This is a genomic window from Enterococcus sp. GPZ-007 (assembly GCF_059374735.1).
In genome coordinates, this window is record NZ_JCAFYN010000028.1 from 13,755 (window position 1) to 32,841 (window position 19,087).

A 19,087-nucleotide genomic window follows, 5' to 3' on the forward strand; every position below is an offset into this window, starting at 1 on the left:
CTCTTTATAGCGCTTGCGCTAACTCGATATGTTCCCCATCTGGACCGCGGAAGAAGATCCATTTACTACCGTTTTTCAGCATCGCAGGCTCATGAACCAACTCGTCAGTCTCAAATTCAATCCCTTTTCCCGCTAAATCAGCCATAACGCCTTCTAAGTCGTCTACTTGAAAAGCGATGTGATCAATCACACCATCCGTGCGGACATCACTTTCCTTGCGCTGAACCAGTTCCAATACAGCAGTGCCACTTTGTACGATTGATACGGTAAAATCAGTATTGTCCGCTCCGCCGAATTGGCAATCCCAAACAACCTCAGTTCCCAAGAAGGTACTGTAAAACTCCTTTGATTTTTCAACATCATTTACGAAGATCCCTACATGTGCTAACCCTAAAATTTTTGTCATTATTTATCCCTCTTTCTATAAGAATAGTGATAGTAAAAAGCCTGCCGCGATGCCGCCAAGGACTGCACCTGAAACATTCGTTACTGATTTTCTTAAGCTGCCGCCCATTGCTGCGGATGCGACATACACACCGATCCCTGCTGCCAACCCCATATCGACCCATGAAACGCCGCTTTGAAAAATCATCGGACTGCTGATACCATGATTGATCGTCCAAACCGTCCCTACGATAAAGGCTGCTGCCATCCAGCCGCCGATTGGGCCCCATGATTCGACCATTTTTCCCCAGATCATGCGAACCATGAACGGGAATAGAAATCCTCCTGCGAAAGTTGCTACTGCTGCTGCTATCGTCATTTTTACTCCTCCAATCCTACTTGAATCTTCTTATCCGCCACTGTCTCAGATTCCTTTTCCGCGTCTTTTGCCATATTCTTTTCAATTGCTGCCGCGACCAAACCGCCGCAGATCGCCCCTAACGCGACCATCCCGATTGTCGGTAAAGCACCCGTCAAAGCACTGACGTCGTTTAAGAAAACATCGCGGAAAATTCCGGCTACTCCGATCGCCAACCCCATATCAACAAATGCCGCGTCGTCAGGATTGCCTACCAGGTTCACATAATGATTCATGAACCACATCGGACCGATAATAATAAGTGCTGCTAGATAACCGCCGAAAATCCCCACTGAGCCAAGCTCGCCCCAGACTGCCATGACCAAGGAACCCGCGATCATGTACCCAATAAAAGCTCTTAAAAATTTCATTTCCATACCTCCTGTTTTTTATCTATTCCAACGAGTAAAAGCCAAAGTACGGTCAACCTGCACTTTTACTCGTTCAAACCTTCATCCCACCGTATGTTGCCGCTTACATTTTTAATTCAAGGAAAGAAACGTCTTTCTTTCCTCCTGCTTCTATGGTGTAATAACAACCTTCATCGCATTATCCCTTATGATGGCTGAGAAGCCTTTTTCGATCTCAGTCAAAGATACTTCAGTGCTGATGTATTTCTTCAAATTTAATTCTTTTGCTTCCACCATTGCTAAAATTTCCCGCATCAGTGCTGGTGTCGTCGCATGGACACCACTGATTTGCAGCTCCTTATAATGGATCGCATTGGAATCGATGAATCCAGTGCTCTCGCCGACTAATCCGCCAAATAATGAGATGCGCCCCATCTTCGCTGCGATTTTTTGCGCTTCTACTTGACAGCTGGGAACTGAGTTCGCGACAATCACGACATTCGCACCGCGTCCGCCAGTGATTTCGTTGATTCGTTCTTCGGTATTTTCCTTTGAAGGATCAATCCAGATCAGCTCCGGTACAAATTCGCAGGCTTGCCGCGCACGAACTTCGGCTAGTTCGACGATGATCAGCTTCGATGCTCCGCGAATCTTCGCCAACTCGATGTGCATGCAGCCAATAAAACCAGCCCCATAAACGACTACATAATCATCTTTCTGCACATTGACATACTTCTGAGCATTCAAGGCACAACCGATTGGCTCAACAAGTGACGCTTCTTCATCTGTTACCGTATCAGGTGTCTTGATCAGATTTCCCATCTTCAACGCCTGTAGTGGAATCTCGATATACTCAGTAAAGGAACCATCATACTGAAAGCCGATCGTCTGCAGATTGTCACACATATTAGAATGACCTGTTTGACAGGACCAGCACTCACCACAGCCTATTGCCGGTGCCATTAATACCCGATCGCCTTGCTGAAAATCAGTCTCCACATTTTTACCCAGATGATCAATTGTTCCAGAAAATTCATGGCCTAGTACTCTCGGCGGCGCGATCTTTTCGCTGCCCTTCAAATAGGTGCGGACATCGGTGCCGCAAATCGAAGTTTTATGGATTTTGACGATCAGGTTATCATCCGTTTCTTTGGGTTTTTCGACATCACGCAGCACTAATTGCCGCTCTTCATTCATTACATAAGCTAACATCACAGCTCTTCCTTTCTAGGCTTCAGGTCCATTCGGATAAAACATGACCTTGATGAAATAAAATGGATCTTGATCGATATCTTGGAAAACCTTCGGCACATCATCCAAGGTTAAGCGTTGAGTGATCAATAAATCTGGATTCATCTTCTTCTCTTCCATCAAACGAACCGATTCGGTCCATTCTTTTCCTGGGAAAGGTGCAGAGAATGAATTCCAGCTGCCGATCACGCTGATTTGATAACGTAGGATTCGATCAACAGTCGGTGCCGGGAAGGTCAAACTGTGGTTACTAATCCCTAGATAAACCACGCGACCCATTTTAGAAGCACTGGCTACCGCTTGCGCTTGGCAAATCTCGGTGCCTGACATTTCCAGTGCAACATTCACGCCCTCGTTGTTGGTCAATTTTAAAATTGTTTCAATCGCATCGGTTTGCTTACTATTAATCGTAGCTGTTGCCCCTGATTCTCTCGCTACTGCCAATTTCTTGTCATCAATATCAACAGCAATGATCGTTTTCATCCCGATCGCTTTGGCGTATTGCACGGCGAACATCCCGATCGCGCCTAAGCCAAATACTGCGATCGTATCACTGGCTTTGGCATCTGCTCTGAGAAAAGCATGGACGGCATTAGCCGCCGGATCAACCGTTGCCCCCCATTCGTAAGGCATGTCATCCGAAAATTTCAAACAATTCTTTTCCTTCACTGCTAAGTATTCCGCAAAGGCGCCATTATTCCGTGAGCCGTAATACTTGTAGCCCTCTGATAATGAGAATTCACCTTTCTTGCTCCAAGGATCGTTGTAGTCTGGTAAAAGCGGAGCAACTGCCACTCGATTTCCCAGCGCTAAATCTTTCACATCCGAACCTAATTCAACTACTTCACCAGCAAACTCATGTCCCAGAATAATTGGTAAGACATGCGGACCTTTTTTATTAGCCCGCGGAATATCTGATCCGCAAATCCCCACCGCTTTGATTTTCAATAGTACCTCATCACTTTGCGGCACTGGTTTCTCCACATCATTTTCGACCCGTAAATCTTTGACCCCGTACATTTTTACAGCCTTCATTTTTTTGTCCTCCCTATTTCTTACGATACAATTTGAATCCCGTTAGACGTTCCCAGACGAGAAGCACCTGCTTTGATCATCGCTTCCGCATCTTCCTTCGTGCGAACACCGCCGCTGGCTTTGACTAAAGCTTTATCGCCCACTGTTTGTTTCATTAAAGCTACGTCGTCAACCGTCGCGCCACCTGTCGAAAAGCCCGTCGACGTTTTGACATACTCCGCTCCCGCTTCTACCGCTAGTTTACAGACCAAGACTTTTTCTTCATCGGTTAACAAAGCTGTTTCAATAATCACTTTGACTAAAGTCGAACCCGCTGCTTCAACGACTGCTTTGATATCTGCTAGGACAACCTCGGTTAACCCGCTCTTCAAAGCACCAATGTTAATGACCATATCGACTTCTTGCGCACCTTCTTGAATCGCTTGTTTCGCTTCAAAGGCTTTGACTTCCTTCGTATTTGCACCTAAAGGAAAACCGATCACCGTACAAACTTTTACGTCGCTGCCAGCTAATAGATCGGCTGTTTTTTTCACCCAAAAAGGATTGATACATACCGAAGCAAAATCATTTGCTAAGGCTTCTTGGCAGACCTTTTCCACTGCTTGTTCCGTGGCATCCGCCTTTAAAATTGTGTGATCGATCATTTTGTTCACTTGTTCCATTTACAAACACTCCTTGTTTCTTTAATTATCTATTTATTAGAAGTTCTCGAAAGAACCTGACTAATCATTTTTTTGCTTCTTGATCAATGAAAGCAACTCGATAGCTGCTGCCTCATCGATAAAGATCGAATTGACATAGCCGCCGTTCAATGCTCCTAGTAGCGACTGGGCTTTTTCCTTTCCGACAACGATTGCGATTGAATGATCCTTTTCTTTGATTTTCTCCAAATTCACCCCAACGACGCGATTATATAGTTCCGCATTCTCATGCGTACCATCCTCTTTGAAGTAGCGCGAACAAATATCGCCAACATACCCCTCACTCCGCAGCTGGTGATAATCGGCTTTTCTGAAGTAACCCGCTTTGACCAAAACAGAATCATCGCTGATACTGCCGACACTGAAGATCGCGATGCGCGCCTTTTCCGCAAATTGGATCGTCTCTTTGATCGTCGAATCCTTTAAAAAAGCTGCCGCAATTTCCGAAGAGTCAACGATCGATGGCGTGCTTAATCCAAATCCAGTTGCATGAAAATGCTCAGCAAATCCTTTGATGACATCATCACTCATAGATGAAACATTATTGCGGGAAACGCCGCCGTTCAGCTGAACGATTTTGATATTTTCCTTCTTTTCGATATGCGATAAGTTTTTTGCGACCGACTTCATGGCATTTCCCCAAGAAACACCGATCGTGTCATTATCCTCAACGATCTGATTCAAATGTAACGACAACGCGTCGGACAGCTGTGAGTATATTACCTTGCGATTATCCGAGATCGCCTCCACGACACTGACATGTTTCAAATTAAATTTTTGGAAGAGCTTTTCCTCCAGATCACTGACACCGATCGGCGGTAAATCCAGGCTGACTTTGACATAGCCTAAGGATTTAGCCTTGTTGATGATGCGGGAAACCGAAGCTTTGGAGATATTCTCCATCTCCGCAATCTCCTCCATCTTCATGTTTAACAAATAATAATTCTTAGTCACTCGTACAAGCTGTTTAAGATTGATCTTCTTCATAGAAAGCGTCCCTTCTGTTTTTGAAACTTTTCTCATGTATTGCAACTTTTTACACACACATTATAGAGCTTGTTTTTCAGATGTCAATCATTTTTTTGGAAAAGTTTGAAGAAAAAACACAAAAAAACTCGAAACACCTTTTTACAGCGTTTCGAGCAGTGATCCTTTATTTTTCTATCAACCCTTCAACCTGCGGCAATCCAATTCCGGCGGTGTAAACTTCAACCAATCCAGATGGCAACTCAAGATCATCCGTATGCCCTTTGACATTCATGTGAATGGTATCTTCCTTGTCTGCCAATATCTTTTCTTTGAAATCGGGATCAGACAATGCTGCCACTCCCATTGAAGCTACATCGCCATAGTTCAACGCATCCAGCGCTTCATCTGCTGAACGAATTGTTCCTGAGATAACAACTGACACTCTGCCTGCGACAAATTTCTTGATCACTAAGCTGACTGGATCAGTAAACTCACCTCTTTGCGGCATCGCTTTGTAGGCATCCTTACCAAAATTACCGCCAGCTGCTGAAGACAGATCAAGGAAATCAAGGTCTTGTTCTAATAGCTTATCAATCAATTTTAGCGAATCGTCTAAATCATAACCAACCATCTCACCATGAATTTCTTCGGGTGAGATTCGGTAGCCCACGATCGCTTCAGGATTTTCTTCCCGTGCAACTTTTATGACTTCCTTGGTCACTTCGATCGCAAAATTCATTCGTTTCTCAAAGGAGCCGCCCCAATAATCCTCTCGTTGGTTCGAATAACTGGAGAAGAACTGCTGAATCAAATAATGATTCGCGCCATGAATCTCTACCCCATCAAAACCAGCCTTCAATAAGCGTTTAGCAGCTAATCCGAAATCCTTCACCACTTGCCAAACTTCGTCTTCGGTCAGTTCTGTTACTTTATATTGTAAAAATGGAAACTCGATAGCGCTTGGTGCATAGGCCTTGCCGGTCACATAGCAGCCATACGCTCCTTCACGTCCAGGATGCTGGATCTGACCGATCGCTTTACTGCCATTGCTCTTCATCGCTGCCGCCATCTTACTGTAAGCGTCGATCGCATCGTCATTAAAAATCGACAATTGCTTCGGATGGCCTTGGATATTTTCCTGAACGGTGATCGCCCCAGTAATCAACAAATCAGCAAACTTGCTGCGTCGCTCAAAATACTTGATATCTTCTTCCGTTGGTCGCCCTGTTGCCGGATCAGCGGCAAAAACCACCATCGGACACATGGCGAAACGATTCTCTAAACGCCCGCCATGCTTTAAAGCGATCGGTTCAAATAATGGTGCATACTTTTCCTTCATTTCGATTCCTCCTTCAATAAACTAAACTCTTGCATGTGTCGTATACCAGCCACCATCAATTGTGATCGTCGCACCGGTGATGAAGCTAGCTTTAGCCGATGCCAAGAAAGCAAACAGTTTTGCCGGTTCCCAATCTTCCCCGATCCGCCGACTAGGGATTGCTTTCAACGCCGCTTCTGTTCCCAGCATTTCCCACGCTTGATCCGGCATCAAATTTGTGCGGATTAATCCCGGGCAAACCGCATTTACCCGAATGAAGGTATTGTCGCCCTCATCAATTTCCGTCACCGCTTTTGGTCGACCGAACATATCTGCTGGATTATTATTTAATAGTGCCGCTGCACTTTGTCGCGTATAGTTCAGCAACGCTGCTTTCAAAACATTGTAAGGAACTGAGTCCCCAATCATGAAGGATGCCACTGAAGCGGTATGAGTGATACTTGGATTTTCCGACTTGCGCAAAAGCGGCACGCAGTATTTAGTAAACAGCGCCGCATGCAGCACATACAGCTGGAATGCTCGTTCAAACTCGCCCGAATCAACCTCTTCAACCGTACCCACGATCGCTGAACCCGCATTACAAATCAAGCTGTCCAGCTTGCCAAATTTTTCCTTCGCAAAAGCCACTGCTGCTTTGATCTGCTCTTCATCGGTCACATCACATTTAACCGGCAAGAAGTTTTCGCCCAACTCCTTCGTTCGACTAAAATTTCGTCCGATCCCGATCACTGTTGCCCCCTGATCCAGAAACTCCTTGGTTGTCGCCAAGCCGATGCCGGAGGTCGCGCCAGTAATCATTACGATATAATCTTTTAACATTTTATTTTCCCCCTTAGTTACTGACCGTCATCAAGCCGCCGTCGATTAACACATCGGCGCCATTGATGTACTGTGCATCCGTCGAGGCTAGAAACGCGATCAAGTCCGCCACTTCTTCCGGTTTTCCTGTTCGCCCGCAAGTGACCTTCGCCATCTGATCGTACATCGCCAACACATCATTTTCTTCCATATTAACACCATCACGCTGGAAAATCGGTGTCTGGATAAAGCCTGGTGACACACTGTTGCAGCGCACGCCAATAAAGCCCTGGGCTTGCTGCTTGGTATACAGCACCACGGCGTTTTTCGCTAAGTTATAAAAGGGATTTTCAGAGCTGACAGTTCGGCTGGCGGCAGAAGCGGTGTTAATAATACTTGCGTTGTTTTTCGGAGCATTTAGTAAAAGAGGATACAATTCTTTGGCAAACAGCATCGGTGCCCGTAACAAGAGACTGAAGCAGCGGTCAAACTGATCGACCGTCACATCACGAATCGTGGTGTTCTCACCAAACCCCGCATTGTTCACAAACACATCCAATTCATTACCGAAAGTTTCTTTGATAAACTCACACGTCTTCACGATCTCCTCAGCATCCCGCACATCACAGGTCCGAGGAATAAAACGATCACCTAAATCCTTCGTCTTGCTAAAATTCCGACCGATCCCAATCACCGTCGCGCCCTCCTTGATAAACAGCCGAGCCGTAGCCAGACCAATACCAGAAGTTGCACCAGTAATCACAACTTTGTAATCTTGGAACATCGTTCTACCTCCTAAATTCGTTTAAAAATAGGACAGCTGAATTTGTTCAATTGAGAGACTGTTTGTGGATTTTGCTTACAGACATGTGTCTTGATGGTTCAAATAAAATGGGGAAATAGTTATGATGCTAGTTTAATGATAGCACTAATCAAGGGTGTAGAAAACGGGTTCATGAAAAATGCACAAAATGTTTTATTTGTGAACTAGCTTTTACTGGCTCTGTTATCGTTCACTGTCGAATGAAAGCTTTTTAATCTAATAGCCAGCTTTCTTATAGATTAAATCCAGTCTTGACATTCAATTTCGATTAAGATACGGTTAATCAAAGAAGTTTTATTCAAAGATTGGGGAAATGAGTATTTTGGACGACGAGGACTCGTTGTGTTTTAAAAAAAGATGTTCGTGTGATTAATAATAATGATTTCAACGTGCGCTGTTTGCATACAGGGTGCTTTTTTGCATTGGTTGAAAAATATAAGGAGGAAGCTTTTTGGATAATTTAAGTGTCATGATGGTTGTATTGGTAATTTTGCTGGCTCTGTCAGCGTTCTTTTCTTCGAGTGAAACGGCCTATTCTTCATTGAATCGAATCCGCATCACTAAATTGGCAGAGGAAGGGAATGATAAAGCAAGGAGCGTTTTGGAATTGTTTCATAATTTCGATCGGCTCTTGTCAGCAATCCTAATTGGAAACAACATCGTGAATATTGCTAGTTCTTCGATTGCAACCGTGATATTTGTCCGCTATTTTGGCAACATTGGTGTGACACTTTCGACGGTTGTGATGACGATTCTGGTTTTAACCTTTGGTGAGATCTTTCCCAAAACATTGGCAAAAGAAGCTCCTGAGACGTTCGCGCTTGCGGTTGCCCGTCCGTTAAAGGTTTTGATAACCATTTTTTACCCACTGACGCTCTTTTTCGCTGTCCTAAAAATCGGGCTAATGAAACTATTACCAAATAGAGAAACAACCCCATCGATCACCGAGGATGAATTGATGATTCTTGTAGAGGAAGCAGCACAAGAGGGTTCGATTGATGAAGAGGACGAACTGCTGATCAAAAGTGTGGTCGCATTTAACGATTTGGAAGTACAGAAAATTTTTATCCCACGTACGGATATCATTTCCATTAACAGTAAAAAGAGTACAGAAGAAATAGCGGAAGTTTTTGAATCCTCCGGCTTATCTCGCCTGCCCTATTGCCAAGACAGCATTGATGATGTGACCGGCGTGGTGAATCAAAAAGATTTTTATTACCATGTATTAAAAGGTGAAAAATCAATAGAAGACATCGTTAAGCCAATCAGCTTTATCCCAAAAAGTATGAAAATTTCCGAGCTAATGAAAAAATTTCAAGCCGATCAAATCCATATCGCAATCATCATCGATGAATACGGTGGGACCGCTGGTCTCGTTACGCTAGAAGATATCATTGAAGAATTGGTTGGGGAAATCTGGGATGAATATGATAGTAAGAAGCTGGACTATTACAAACTGGCAGATGGCAGCTTCCTAGTAAATGGACGTTCAGACTTCGATTGCTTAGAAGAGCTTTTCAATATTACCAATACCACGAACTCAATCTCCGTCGCAGGATATATATTGGCTTCAATCGAACGAATCCCTATGGAAGGCGAAACGATTCAGTTAGATGGGTTGGAGATTACTATTTCGAAGATGCGGAATCGTAGGATAGAGGAAGTGGTTATTGAGCCGGTTGCTGAGGGTGGGTAGATGGATGATGTTAGGTTGCGCAGGAGTATTGGTAGGATGAATAAGACATTGTCTCGTCATTTTATTTCGTGACGAGACTCGTTTTGTCTTCAAGCGTTATTTTTACCTAGCCAAATCTTCTATAAAAAAAGAAACCCTGTATATAAGGGTTTCTATCACATAAATGAGTTATTCTTCTAAACACTGAACAGTCAAACTTCTACTTCTATCAAACAGACTGCTTTATCGTGAAGGAATAATTATACCGCATTAATGGTGCAATCGCTTCGTAATATCCTCCTCATATGAAACTGAAATTCAAAATGCATCTATTGTAAAATGATTGTGAAAATTAGATCACTGACAGAGATTTCATTGAAAATAGTAATACAAAACGGTGACATTGATGATGGTACAATTATGGCTAGGCAAATCTTTTTTTAGTCAAGGAGGATAAATCATTTTCAAATGATTAATAACCTTTAGACACGATTGGTATAATTTCTTTATTAATCATCAATATTCTCTTTGACAACGTAAATATCCTCCGCAATGTTCTTTAAAGATACCTGAATTTTTTCACTTGCAAAAATCTTCATTCTCCTAGGACTACTTTTTGTTACATAAATGCAACCGTTATCCGATGACAAAATATTGTATCCTAATAAATTAAATATTGGGTTCATAAAAAACTGATTATTCTTAATATAAAAAATACCTATTATAAAAAATAAACTGAAATTTACAAACAAACTTCTGTAACTATTAATATCCATCGAAATTAATGGAACAATGTAGGTTACGATATATCCCAAAGTGTCCGCTCTTTCAAAATTAGTCCCTTGCACATGACCTGGAGAACCTTCAGCTTTAATATAGAAAATAAAAAAAGAAAAAATACTCACTGCTGATGCGATTATAAATAGAATAACCGCTATCCAAAAAAAACTCTGTGGTGAGATAATTTTGGGAATAAACTGGTGTAAAAAAGCTTTCACATTTAACAAAGCTCCTCGATCATCCCGAATTCTTATATTTTGAATTAACAACAAAATGAATAATGGAAAAAAAGAGGATAAATACAATAACGTCTTGTTAATATTGTTCAGAAAACCATTTCTCATGATTGCATCACATCCTTTTTATTTCAACTTATCTTCACCAAGCTTTCCTTGTAACAAAGTAATATAGTATTTATCAGCAATACATGATAAAATTTGAGTTCTCTCTTCTCTAGTTCCTTTATAGTCAATATTACCATTAGAATCCATTTGGATAACCAAAGACATATCTTTAATTACATTTGGCAATTGATCAATGTGATTAAAAAAACCATTGATTAGTTCAGGAGTATTCACAATTTTTGTCAGTCGTTTTGTAGCAGTACCATCATTCTTACAATCTCTTTCAAAAGTAGAAAAGTTATTTATTTTTTTATATCCTTTAATTACTTCCATTGCCTGATCGGTTTTCCCTGAAAAATAATCACTTAAATCGAAAATAGTTTGCAATGCATATCTGTTTATTATAAGTGCTTCTTCTCGATAGACAATGATATCTATATCCTCGTCAATGCCCACCACCTCATCTTCTAATTGAACAAAATTATTTCCAGTAAAGCGCCCTCTAACTCCTTTACGTAATTTTTTTTGTTTATTGAATCTTCTAAAAAAATAGAAGTTCTCTCCAGATAGATTAAAATTAATTACATAATAATTTATTTTATCTAATTTCATTTCAGTTAAATCATGGCATCGATTTTCCTCGAAATTAATTTGATTAATAATTGAATCAATTTTACCTACTTCTAAAGTTGCAACATCTATAACATCATCAATTTTGCCTAATTCGTTATAGGGCTGTTGTTCATATTGGAAAACGGGATAATCCAACACTCTCAAATACATATCTACAATATTCTCTCTCAAACTCTTCGAAATTTCTGGAACGAATGAAGTAATCCCGTTTTTACGTTTTTCAACAAATGAAAGTTTCACACTACCGTTATTACGAAAGTTTAATCCTAGCATACTATTTTTTAAATCTTCAATATTCAAAATTCAATCCTCCATCGATTTAATTTGTTAAGTAAATTAAATCAGACGCGTGTTAAAAAAACAATTGTTTTTGTTAATAATTCGTTTTCTATCTCTTTTGAAACTATACCGAACGTACGTTCTATAGTCAAGACCTTTCTCTTTTGATTTTTTAAGGTAATTTACTTTCCAATTAAATTTAGTTGTCTCCTACTGATTCTATTCCCCATCCGATAATAAATTGGATTCCCAACCATAGTCTGTTAAATACTGATGAACTGGAACAATTTCTTCTTTAAATGTACTTATAAGATATTTACCGAGTATTTATGTCCGAAGACCACATCCTTATCAATGTATCGAAATCGTTCTCTCTGTCCTAAGTTTGAACTAGCTTATCCAAACAATCATTCTTCTATTTCAAGCTTAAGATTTGCTTCATCTAATTCAAAAATTATTCCGATTTTCGTGAGATCAAAATCTTATATATTTAGCATTTTAGCCACATGTTTTTTGGCTTTTTTGTTATGACTGTTTGGCACATTTTTGAAGAGCTTTCGTTCTGTTACACAGATCATTATCTCTTATTTTTCTGAGTTATTGGATGTAAGTCTGATTTTTGGAGTCGGTACGAAATCCATCCACGTTTCAGTTCTAAACATGTTTAAGTTACCATGATTATCTATACTCATGGAACTCCACAAATGATTGAAGATACAGGTGAAAAATTCGTTAATTACATTGGTTTTTTAGACGGTGTAACCAAAGAAAACATACAAACAAAAAAACTAGAACCCCCATATATCAAGGTTTCTAGCTTATTAACAAGTATTACCCCACAGACCCTTCCACTTAGAGTCTCTAATACCAATAAGTGATTTTATCCGTCATAGCAACAAAACTGATAAGAAATCGGAAACACTTTTATCAATAAATATCATTGCATCAAAATGTTTCCGGTGTAAATTTCGGTGTAAAAAACTTGGGGCACATAGGTAAGGAAATTACTATTTATACAAGGATTCACCGTTTGTTTCAATAACTTCTTGATACCAATGGAATGAATCTTTCTTGAATCTATCATACGTTCCATTTCCTAAATCATCTGCATCAACATAAATAAAACCGTATCTTTTTTCCATTTGAGAAGTAGAGGCACTAACAATATCAATTGCTCCCCATGTTGTATAGCCCATTACCTCAATACCTTGTGAAATAGCGATATCTACCTGCTCAAAATGACGTCTAAAATAATCAATTCTATAGTCATCATGTACTGTCCCATCTTCAAAGGTATCAATCGCTCCAATACCACTTTCAACAATGAATAAAGGAATACGATATCGATCATAAAGATCAATCAGTCCAATTCTCAAGCCCACTGGATCAACTTGCCACCCCCATTCACTAGTATCCAAATATGGATTCTTAACACTAGTAATAAGGTTGCCACCAACTTTTTCCATATTTTCTTCATCCACCGTTTTAATCATAGACATGTAGTAACTAAAAGATAGAAAATCTACTGTATGCTGTTTTAAAATTTCGTCGTCTCCGACTAGCTTTTCAATGACTATTCCTTCTTGTTCTAAATATTTTTCAACATGTTTTGGATACTCACCAAAAACTTGTACATCTGAATAGAAGTAATTGTCACGATTATGCTTTTGAGCGAGAACATTGTCTCCGGGATTTGAAGTTAACGGATAGGCTAATGTTCTAGTAAGCATAGCCCCAACTTGAGCATTTGGATTTTTTTCATGAATATATTTTGTAGCTAAACCGCTAGCAATAAATTGATGGTGTAATGCTTGATAAATTGCTGCTTCTGCTTCCTTCTTCGTTTCATATTTTTCTTCAACTACACCTACAGTTGTGAAAGGATGACGAAACACACTATCAATTTCGTTGAACGTTAACCAGTAAGTGATATACTCTCCAAAATTATCAACACAGACTTTAGTAAAGCGATCAAAAAATTCTACCACTTCTCTTGAGACCCAACCATCATAATGGTTTACCAAATATAATGGCATTTCATAATGAGACAATGTAACTAAAGGTTCGATTCCGACTCTTCTCATTTCTTTAAATAGATCAACATAAAAATCAATACCTGCTTGATTAGGTTCTTCTTCGATTCCATTTGGAAAAATTCGTGTCCAAGCAATCGAAGTCCTTAAGCATTTCATCCCTAATTCTTTAAAGAGAGCTAAATCTTCTTTATAGCGATGATAAAAATCAATTCCTCTTCTTTTTGGCCAATATTTTGTATCATCAGTTTTCATGCCTTCTTCAATTTGCTCTGGGCTAACATGCCATTGACTTACATAGTCCTTCACATCTAACTCAGGACGTAACTTTGCAACATCTGCTACTGATAGTCCTTTTCCTCCAATATTCCAAGCTCCTTCTGCTTGATTCGCAGCGATTGCGCCACCCCATAAAAAATCTTTAGGAAAATTACTCATTGTTTTGAACGGCTCCTTCTAGTTCTGTATTTATCACTAATTTAGTGACATCTGCTTGATTTCTGTCTACTACTTTAAAATGTTCTTCCTTAATTCCACCAGTAAAAATGAGCATTGTTGTCGGATCAAATCCTTGCTCTTTAATCTGTTTCAGATCAAATGAACCTAGTTTTTGACCTCTTATCACACTTTCTCCTGGTTTTACTAAAATATTGAAAATACCTTTTTCCAAATCAACAGTATTTAAACCTATGTGAATAAGTATTTCTGTCCCGCTTGGCGTTTTGATTCCTACAGCATGCCCGGTAGGGAAAACAGTTACTATTTCGCCTGAAACAGGTGAATATAATTGACCATCGGTTGGATACGCAGCCAAACCTTCCCCCATTGCCCTTGAAGAAAACACTTCATCTTGAACATCATCAAGAGTAATGACGTCACCGACTACTGGTACTTCGACAACTAGCATTCCTTGATTTTCAGAAGAAAGCTCTTCTTTCGCACCGACTTCCCCCAAGCCAAGGAAATATGTTAGTACCGCGGTTCCAAAGAAAGCTACTGTGATCCCAATCAAGTAGTAAACAAACGTATCTCCAAAGAAAGCTGGTAATGTTGTCAATGCCGGAAAGACATAAACAATCGCTTTTGTTTGCATTGCTCCCATGAAGGCTCCTGTAACTGCCCCAACAATGGCTTGTGCAATTAATGGTTTTTTATACTTTACTGATAACCCATACACGATAGGTTCAGTTATCCCACCTAAAAGTGCAGGCAATATAGAAGATAAAGCCAAACCTTTAGTGTCTTTATTCTTCGATCTCAAAAATACACCTAAAGCAACACCAGCACTTGCGAATGTTGCAGCAGCGATCATTGGACGCAAAGTGTCATAACCATAAGTTGCAAGATTATTTACCATAATTGGCACAACTCCCCAGTGGATACCCATCATTACTAAGAAAGTCCATCCTCCACCGATTAAAGCTCCTGCTAACAAACCACTTTTATCACTAATAAAGTTCATGGCATTCCCTAAGCCATCACCCAACATCACACCAATTGGACCAATTACTAAAACCGTTAATGGGACCATTATCAACAATGCCACCAATGATAAGGCAAATATCTCCATGCTCTTAGGAATAATCTTCTTTAATAATCTCTCAACATGAGAATAAACGTAAATTGAAACAATAGCCGGAATGACTGTTCCCGAATATCCCATCAAAACAGCAGGAATACCAAAGAAATCTACAGTTACACCATTTTCCGTTACTAAAGCAGTAAAATTGGGTTCTAATAAAGCTGCAACGATTGCTAATGAAATAAACATATTTACTTTAAATATTCTTGCAGCACTGATTGCTAAAAATAATGGCAAGAAATAGAATACACTGTTTCCAGCAGCGGATAAGATTTTATAGGTACTTCCATCTGCACTTAAAAAGTTATAGGTAGTTAAAACAACGAGAAGAGCCTTTAACATTCCTGCACCAGCTAATGCAATAATGATTGGGTTGAAAATTGAAGATAAAACATTGAAGAACCGAATAATGATATTTCCGGATTTTTCTTCTTCTACGTTATTTTCTCCGTTATCTTCTAGCGCATTTGTGATAGTATAGTTACTCATAATAGTTTGAAAAACATCTGAGACATGGTTGCCGATTACAACTTGAAATTGTCCATTACCTTCAATTACTGAGAGTACGCCATCAAGATTTTGAATAGTCTCTTTATTCTCTCTAGCAAGATCACCATTTTTTAATTTGAATCTTAGTCGTGTGATACAGTGATATAAACTAATCACATTTTTCTCTCCACCAACCTGTGTTATAATATCTTTAGCTAGCATACTGTAATCTTTAGCCATAACGATTATTCTCCTTACAAATTTTTATTTGTAAAAGCGCTTTACATTACATACTATATCATCAACAATTTGACTTTATTGAAAAGTTCGCAATTTGGAAACCACTTAAAGAAGGTGAAGTATATGGGACTATTAATTATTCGTTTGATCACTTTTTTAAATAGTCAATCAATCGAAAGCACCAATCATCATATCGCTGTTACAATGCTTGAAAATTATGAACATATCCATAATATGAGTATCGGTGAAACAGCGAAACTATGTGATGTTTCGAAGTCTACTATTTCAAAATTTGCTAGAACAATCGGTTTCGATGATTACCTGGATCTTAAAGACAATGCCTCATTCATTGAAAATCGCTTCAATAACCCACTTAACTATTTATCAAATATTCTTACCTCCATCGAAGAAGAAGGTTACGATCAATACTTTGATGCTGTTATCAAAGATGTCCAGTATTATAAGAGTCATTTAGATATTTCTGCAATTGATAGAACAGCAAAAGCCATTTACGAATACTCTAAAGTAGTCGCCTTTGGATTAGTTTTTTCAGAGTCAGCTGCAATGGATCTTCAATATAAGTTGGCGTATAACAGTAAATTTATTCATACATTCCAAGATGATTCAGTTCAAGAAGAATTTTTAAAAAATGCAACAGAAGACACTTTGATTATTGTTTTCACCAATTCCGGAAACTACTTAACGAAACAACAAATACGTACTGGAACTCCTAGAAAAAATATTTTTTCTCAAACAAAGGCAAAAATTATTGTAATCACTTCAAATCCAAATGTCTTAAAATTACCTTTCGTTAGCGAAGCAATCATTTTCCCACATCAAACGAAGTATCAAACTCATGCCATTATGTATCAAATAATTACTGATATGATTGTTTCAAGATACAGATGTTTCATAAATGAAGAAGACAAGTAGCTATGTCAACTACTTGTCTTCTCCATTTATGCCTTTACGAAGGGCATCATTTCTCTTAACTCTTCACCAATTGTCTCAATTGGTAACTTATCTGCTTTTGCTCTGAAGTTTTTAAATTTCGGGAAACCAGCATTGTAATCATTAATAAACTCATCTGAAAACTTCCCAGACTGAATATCCTTTAACACAAGTCGCATATTATCCTTTACTGCCTCAGTAATTATTTTCGGTCCAGAAATATAATCGCCAAATTCAGCTGTATTCGAACATGACTGACGCATCTTTTTAAACCCACCTTCGTAAATTAAATCGACAATAAGCTTCATCTCATGTAAAACTTCAAAATAAGCCAGTTCAGCAGAATATCCTTCTTCAACCAGTACTTCAAATCCTGCTTCAATCAAAGCTGTTAAGCCGCCACATAAAACTGCCTGTTCTCCGAATAAGTCTTCTTCTGTCTCTTCTCTAAAAGTCGTTTCAAGTAATCCTGCTTTAGCAGCTCCTAATCCTTTTGCCCATTCCATTGCGATGTCACGACAGTTACCAGACGCATCTTGATGACAAACAAAGAGAGCAGGTACTCCAAAACCATCCTCATAGGTTCTCCTTACAAGATGACCTGGGCCCTTAGGTGCAACCATAAAAACGTCGACATTTTTGGGAGGAGTGATATAGCTAAAATGAATATTAAAACCATGTGCAAATCCTAAAGCATCACCATCATTCAACTCAGGTAGAATTTGCTTTTCATATATTTCTTTTTGAAGTTCATCTGGCGTTAAAATCATAATCACATTGGCCTGTTTGGAAGCCTCTCTAATAGAAAGAACAACAAATCCATCCTCTTCCGCTTTCTCGAACGATTTTCCTTCACGAACGCCAATTACAACATTATAACCAGAATCTCTCAAATTTTGTGCGTGAGCGTGACCTTGGGAGCCATAGCCAATGATTGCTAATCTCTTTTCCTTCAAAAAACTGCTTTCAACGTCTTTTTCGTAATACATCTTTTCCATATGCATAACCTCCATTTTTTCTAATCATATCAACTTTGTATTGTCTCTATGTATAAGTTCGAAAAATGGAAACTGATAATACTCTACGAATTAAACAGTATTTCAACAAACTAATGATCTAGATTAAAATCAATAATTATCCTGATGTTCAAAACAAAATTATTGAATAATTTAAAAAGCTAGAAACCCCACAAATCAAGGTTTCTAGCTTATAAACAAGTATTACCCCACAGTTCCTTCCACTTAGAGTTTCAAGTGTCAGTATTGGAAATTTACTGTCATTTCGACGACTATTGGAAGTAGTCAGATAGAAGTATATCAATAAAAATCACAGGAACTAAAAAATACTGGTGTAAGTTTCGGTGTAAAAAAGTTGGGACACATAGGAAAGAGGATGAATGAATTTAATCGAACATGGGCGGTGATTGTCTGATCCTTAATCATTTATAATTAACCTCGCATCTGCTCGGTTGAACTCTACTTTTGATAGCGAAATAAATCTTTTTCACCTATCAAAAGTAGAGTCTTATTTACTATGCTTTTTTCTCTCATCGAAAAAATTATTTAACTATTAATTCAGCTTGATAGTCACATCGGTCATATTCTATACGATCAACAAATACTTCCTTAAATCCAAATTTTTCATACAAATGAATGGCAGGTTTTAACTTTTTGTTGGAAACCAATGTGAGTTTTTTTGCTTGCTTCTCTCTAGCATAATCAATACACGCCTTGAACACAGCACTTCCAGCACCCTTTCCTTGATACTTTTCGTCTGTCGCAAGTTTTGCCACTTCCCACGTCTCTTCATCAGTTGGTATGATCATACACGTCGCTAACACATTGTCATCTTCAATCGCGAAGTAGATCATCGCACCTTTTTGTAAATAGGCATCGACATGTTCGATTATTTCTCTGTCCTCATCTTCTAAAGAAAAATATTTTTCTATCCACGCGATATTTAGATCGATGAAAGCTTGCTTATATTTTTCATGATACTGTTTGATGACCATAT

General features: G+C 39.1%; 18 protein-coding genes. 2 read left to right on the forward strand and 16 right to left on the reverse strand.

What is annotated here, in order from left to right; translation table 11 throughout:
- Window positions 1–4 precede the first annotated feature (4 nt).
- From AC4J95_RS14010 to AC4J95_RS14055, 10 genes are all read right to left on the reverse strand, one after another.
- Window positions 5–406 (reverse strand): VOC family protein, encoded by a 402-nt coding sequence (locus tag AC4J95_RS14010; RefSeq protein ID WP_494550411.1) that lies wholly within the window; start codon window positions 404–406, stop codon window positions 5–7.
- A 15-nt stretch (window positions 407–421) separates the two neighbouring features.
- Complete coding sequence (locus tag AC4J95_RS14015) at window positions 422–763, reverse strand: Lin0368 family putative glycerol transporter subunit (RefSeq protein ID WP_494550412.1); 342 nt, start codon at window positions 761–763, stop codon at window positions 422–424.
- Window positions 764–765: 2 nt separating this feature from the next.
- Window positions 766–1,173, reverse strand: a complete 408-nt coding sequence (locus tag AC4J95_RS14020; protein ID WP_494550413.1) for a Lin0368 family putative glycerol transporter subunit — start codon at window positions 1,171–1,173, stop codon at window positions 766–768.
- Window positions 1,174–1,323: 150 nt separating this feature from the next.
- The gene (locus tag AC4J95_RS14025; RefSeq protein ID WP_494550414.1) at window positions 1,324–2,364 is read right to left on the reverse strand and encodes an alcohol dehydrogenase catalytic domain-containing protein; all 1,041 of its coding nucleotides are present in this window, start codon (window positions 2,362–2,364) and stop codon (window positions 1,324–1,326) included.
- Between the two features lie 15 nt (window positions 2,365–2,379).
- The gene (locus AC4J95_RS14030) at window positions 2,380–3,438 is read right to left on the reverse strand and encodes a galactitol-1-phosphate 5-dehydrogenase (RefSeq protein WP_494550415.1); all 1,059 of its coding nucleotides are present in this window, start codon (window positions 3,436–3,438) and stop codon (window positions 2,380–2,382) included.
- A 20-nt stretch (window positions 3,439–3,458) separates the two neighbouring features.
- The gene (gene deoC / locus AC4J95_RS14035; protein ID WP_494550416.1) at window positions 3,459–4,100 is read right to left on the reverse strand and encodes a deoxyribose-phosphate aldolase; all 642 of its coding nucleotides are present in this window, start codon (window positions 4,098–4,100) and stop codon (window positions 3,459–3,461) included.
- A gap of 60 nt (window positions 4,101–4,160) precedes the next feature.
- Window positions 4,161–5,126 carry a sugar-binding transcriptional regulator gene (locus AC4J95_RS14040; RefSeq protein WP_494550417.1) on the reverse strand — a complete coding sequence of 322 codons (966 nt, stop codon included), beginning with the start codon at window positions 5,124–5,126 and terminating at the stop codon, window positions 4,161–4,163.
- 166 nt (window positions 5,127–5,292) lie between these two features.
- Complete coding sequence (locus tag AC4J95_RS14045; protein WP_494550418.1) at window positions 5,293–6,447, reverse strand: oxidoreductase; 1,155 nt, start codon at window positions 6,445–6,447, stop codon at window positions 5,293–5,295.
- 21 nt (window positions 6,448–6,468) lie between these two features.
- Window positions 6,469–7,266 (reverse strand): SDR family NAD(P)-dependent oxidoreductase, encoded by a 798-nt coding sequence (locus tag AC4J95_RS14050; protein ID WP_494550419.1) that lies wholly within the window; start codon window positions 7,264–7,266, stop codon window positions 6,469–6,471.
- Window positions 7,267–7,279: 13 nt separating this feature from the next.
- Entirely contained in the window at window positions 7,280–8,029 is a 750-nt protein-coding gene (locus tag AC4J95_RS14055; protein ID WP_494550420.1) for an SDR family NAD(P)-dependent oxidoreductase, read from the reverse strand.
- 490 nt (window positions 8,030–8,519) lie between these two features.
- Between AC4J95_RS14055 and AC4J95_RS14060 the strand changes: the two genes are divergently transcribed.
- Window positions 8,520–9,764 carry an HlyC/CorC family transporter gene (locus tag AC4J95_RS14060; RefSeq protein ID WP_494550421.1) on the forward strand — a complete coding sequence of 415 codons (1,245 nt, stop codon included), beginning with the start codon at window positions 8,520–8,522 and terminating at the stop codon, window positions 9,762–9,764.
- Between the two features lie 488 nt (window positions 9,765–10,252).
- On the opposite strand, the gene AC4J95_RS14065 is transcribed toward AC4J95_RS14060, so the two are convergent.
- The 4 genes from AC4J95_RS14065 to AC4J95_RS14080 form a co-directional block, all read right to left on the reverse strand.
- On the reverse strand, window positions 10,253–10,867 hold the full coding sequence (locus tag AC4J95_RS14065) for a KwaA family protein (RefSeq protein ID WP_494550422.1): 615 nt from the start codon (window positions 10,865–10,867) through the stop codon (window positions 10,253–10,255).
- Window positions 10,868–10,885: 18 nt separating this feature from the next.
- Window positions 10,886–11,800, reverse strand: coding sequence for a Kiwa anti-phage protein KwaB-like domain-containing protein (locus AC4J95_RS14070; protein ID WP_494550423.1), 915 nt, complete (start codon window positions 11,798–11,800; stop codon window positions 10,886–10,888).
- A gap of 986 nt (window positions 11,801–12,786) precedes the next feature.
- On the reverse strand, window positions 12,787–14,250 hold the full coding sequence (locus AC4J95_RS14075) for a glycoside hydrolase family 1 protein (protein ID WP_494550424.1): 1,464 nt from the start codon (window positions 14,248–14,250) through the stop codon (window positions 12,787–12,789).
- The gene (locus AC4J95_RS14080) at window positions 14,243–16,123 is read right to left on the reverse strand and encodes a beta-glucoside-specific PTS transporter subunit IIABC (protein WP_494550425.1); all 1,881 of its coding nucleotides are present in this window, start codon (window positions 16,121–16,123) and stop codon (window positions 14,243–14,245) included. The genes AC4J95_RS14075 and AC4J95_RS14080 overlap by 8 nt, the downstream gene beginning before the upstream one ends.
- 123 nt (window positions 16,124–16,246) lie before the next feature.
- Here AC4J95_RS14080 and AC4J95_RS14085 point away from each other — a divergent pair, with 123 nt between their 5' ends.
- The gene (locus AC4J95_RS14085) at window positions 16,247–17,056 is read left to right on the forward strand and encodes a MurR/RpiR family transcriptional regulator (RefSeq protein WP_494550426.1); all 810 of its coding nucleotides are present in this window, start codon (window positions 16,247–16,249) and stop codon (window positions 17,054–17,056) included.
- A 26-nt stretch (window positions 17,057–17,082) separates the two neighbouring features.
- Here AC4J95_RS14085 and ilvC read toward each other — a convergent pair whose 3' ends face one another.
- Window positions 17,083–18,072, reverse strand: a complete 990-nt coding sequence (gene ilvC, locus AC4J95_RS14090; RefSeq protein WP_494550427.1) for a ketol-acid reductoisomerase — start codon at window positions 18,070–18,072, stop codon at window positions 17,083–17,085.
- A 560-nt stretch (window positions 18,073–18,632) separates the two neighbouring features.
- On the reverse strand, window positions 18,633–19,085 hold the full coding sequence (locus tag AC4J95_RS14095) for a GNAT family N-acetyltransferase (protein ID WP_494550428.1): 453 nt from the start codon (window positions 19,083–19,085) through the stop codon (window positions 18,633–18,635).
- Window positions 19,086–19,087: the final 2 nt, after the last annotated feature.

Bases quoted from the DNA above. Each gene is read 5' to 3' on its own strand.
- AC4J95_RS14050 (WP_494550419.1), bottom strand. From the start codon at position 7,266: ATGTTAAAAGATTATATCGTAATGATTACTGGCGCGACCTCCGGCATC.
- AC4J95_RS14015 (WP_494550412.1), bottom strand. From the start codon at position 763: ATGACGATAGCAGCAGCAGTAGCAACTTTCGCAGGAGGATTTCTATTC.
- AC4J95_RS14055 (WP_494550420.1), bottom strand. From the start codon at position 8,029: ATGTTCCAAGATTACAAAGTTGTGATTACTGGTGCAACTTCTGGTATT.
- AC4J95_RS14030 (WP_494550415.1), bottom strand. From the start codon at position 3,438: ATGAAGGCTGTAAAAATGTACGGGGTCAAAGATTTACGGGTCGAAAAT.
- AC4J95_RS14040 (WP_494550417.1), bottom strand. From the start codon at position 5,126: ATGAAGAAGATCAATCTTAAACAGCTTGTACGAGTGACTAAGAATTAT.
- AC4J95_RS14045 (WP_494550418.1), bottom strand. From the start codon at position 6,447: ATGAAGGAAAAGTATGCACCATTATTTGAACCGATCGCTTTAAAGCAT.
- ilvC (WP_494550427.1), bottom strand. From the start codon at position 18,072: ATGGAAAAGATGTATTACGAAAAAGACGTTGAAAGCAGTTTTTTGAAG.
- AC4J95_RS14065 (WP_494550422.1), bottom strand. From the start codon at position 10,867: ATGAGAAATGGTTTTCTGAACAATATTAACAAGACGTTATTGTATTTA.
- deoC (WP_494550416.1), bottom strand. From the start codon at position 4,100: ATGGAACAAGTGAACAAAATGATCGATCACACAATTTTAAAGGCGGAT.
- AC4J95_RS14075 (WP_494550424.1), bottom strand. From the start codon at position 14,250: ATGAGTAATTTTCCTAAAGATTTTTTATGGGGTGGCGCAATCGCTGCG.
- AC4J95_RS14095 (WP_494550428.1), bottom strand. From the start codon at position 19,085: ATGGTCATCAAACAGTATCATGAAAAATATAAGCAAGCTTTCATCGAT.
- AC4J95_RS14085 (WP_494550426.1), top strand. From the start codon at position 16,247: ATGGGACTATTAATTATTCGTTTGATCACTTTTTTAAATAGTCAATCA.
- AC4J95_RS14010 (WP_494550411.1), bottom strand. From the start codon at position 406: ATGACAAAAATTTTAGGGTTAGCACATGTAGGGATCTTCGTAAATGAT.
- AC4J95_RS14020 (WP_494550413.1), bottom strand. From the start codon at position 1,173: ATGAAATTTTTAAGAGCTTTTATTGGGTACATGATCGCGGGTTCCTTG.
- AC4J95_RS14025 (WP_494550414.1), bottom strand. From the start codon at position 2,364: ATGTTAGCTTATGTAATGAATGAAGAGCGGCAATTAGTGCTGCGTGAT.
- AC4J95_RS14080 (WP_494550425.1), bottom strand. From the start codon at position 16,123: ATGGCTAAAGATTACAGTATGCTAGCTAAAGATATTATAACACAGGTT.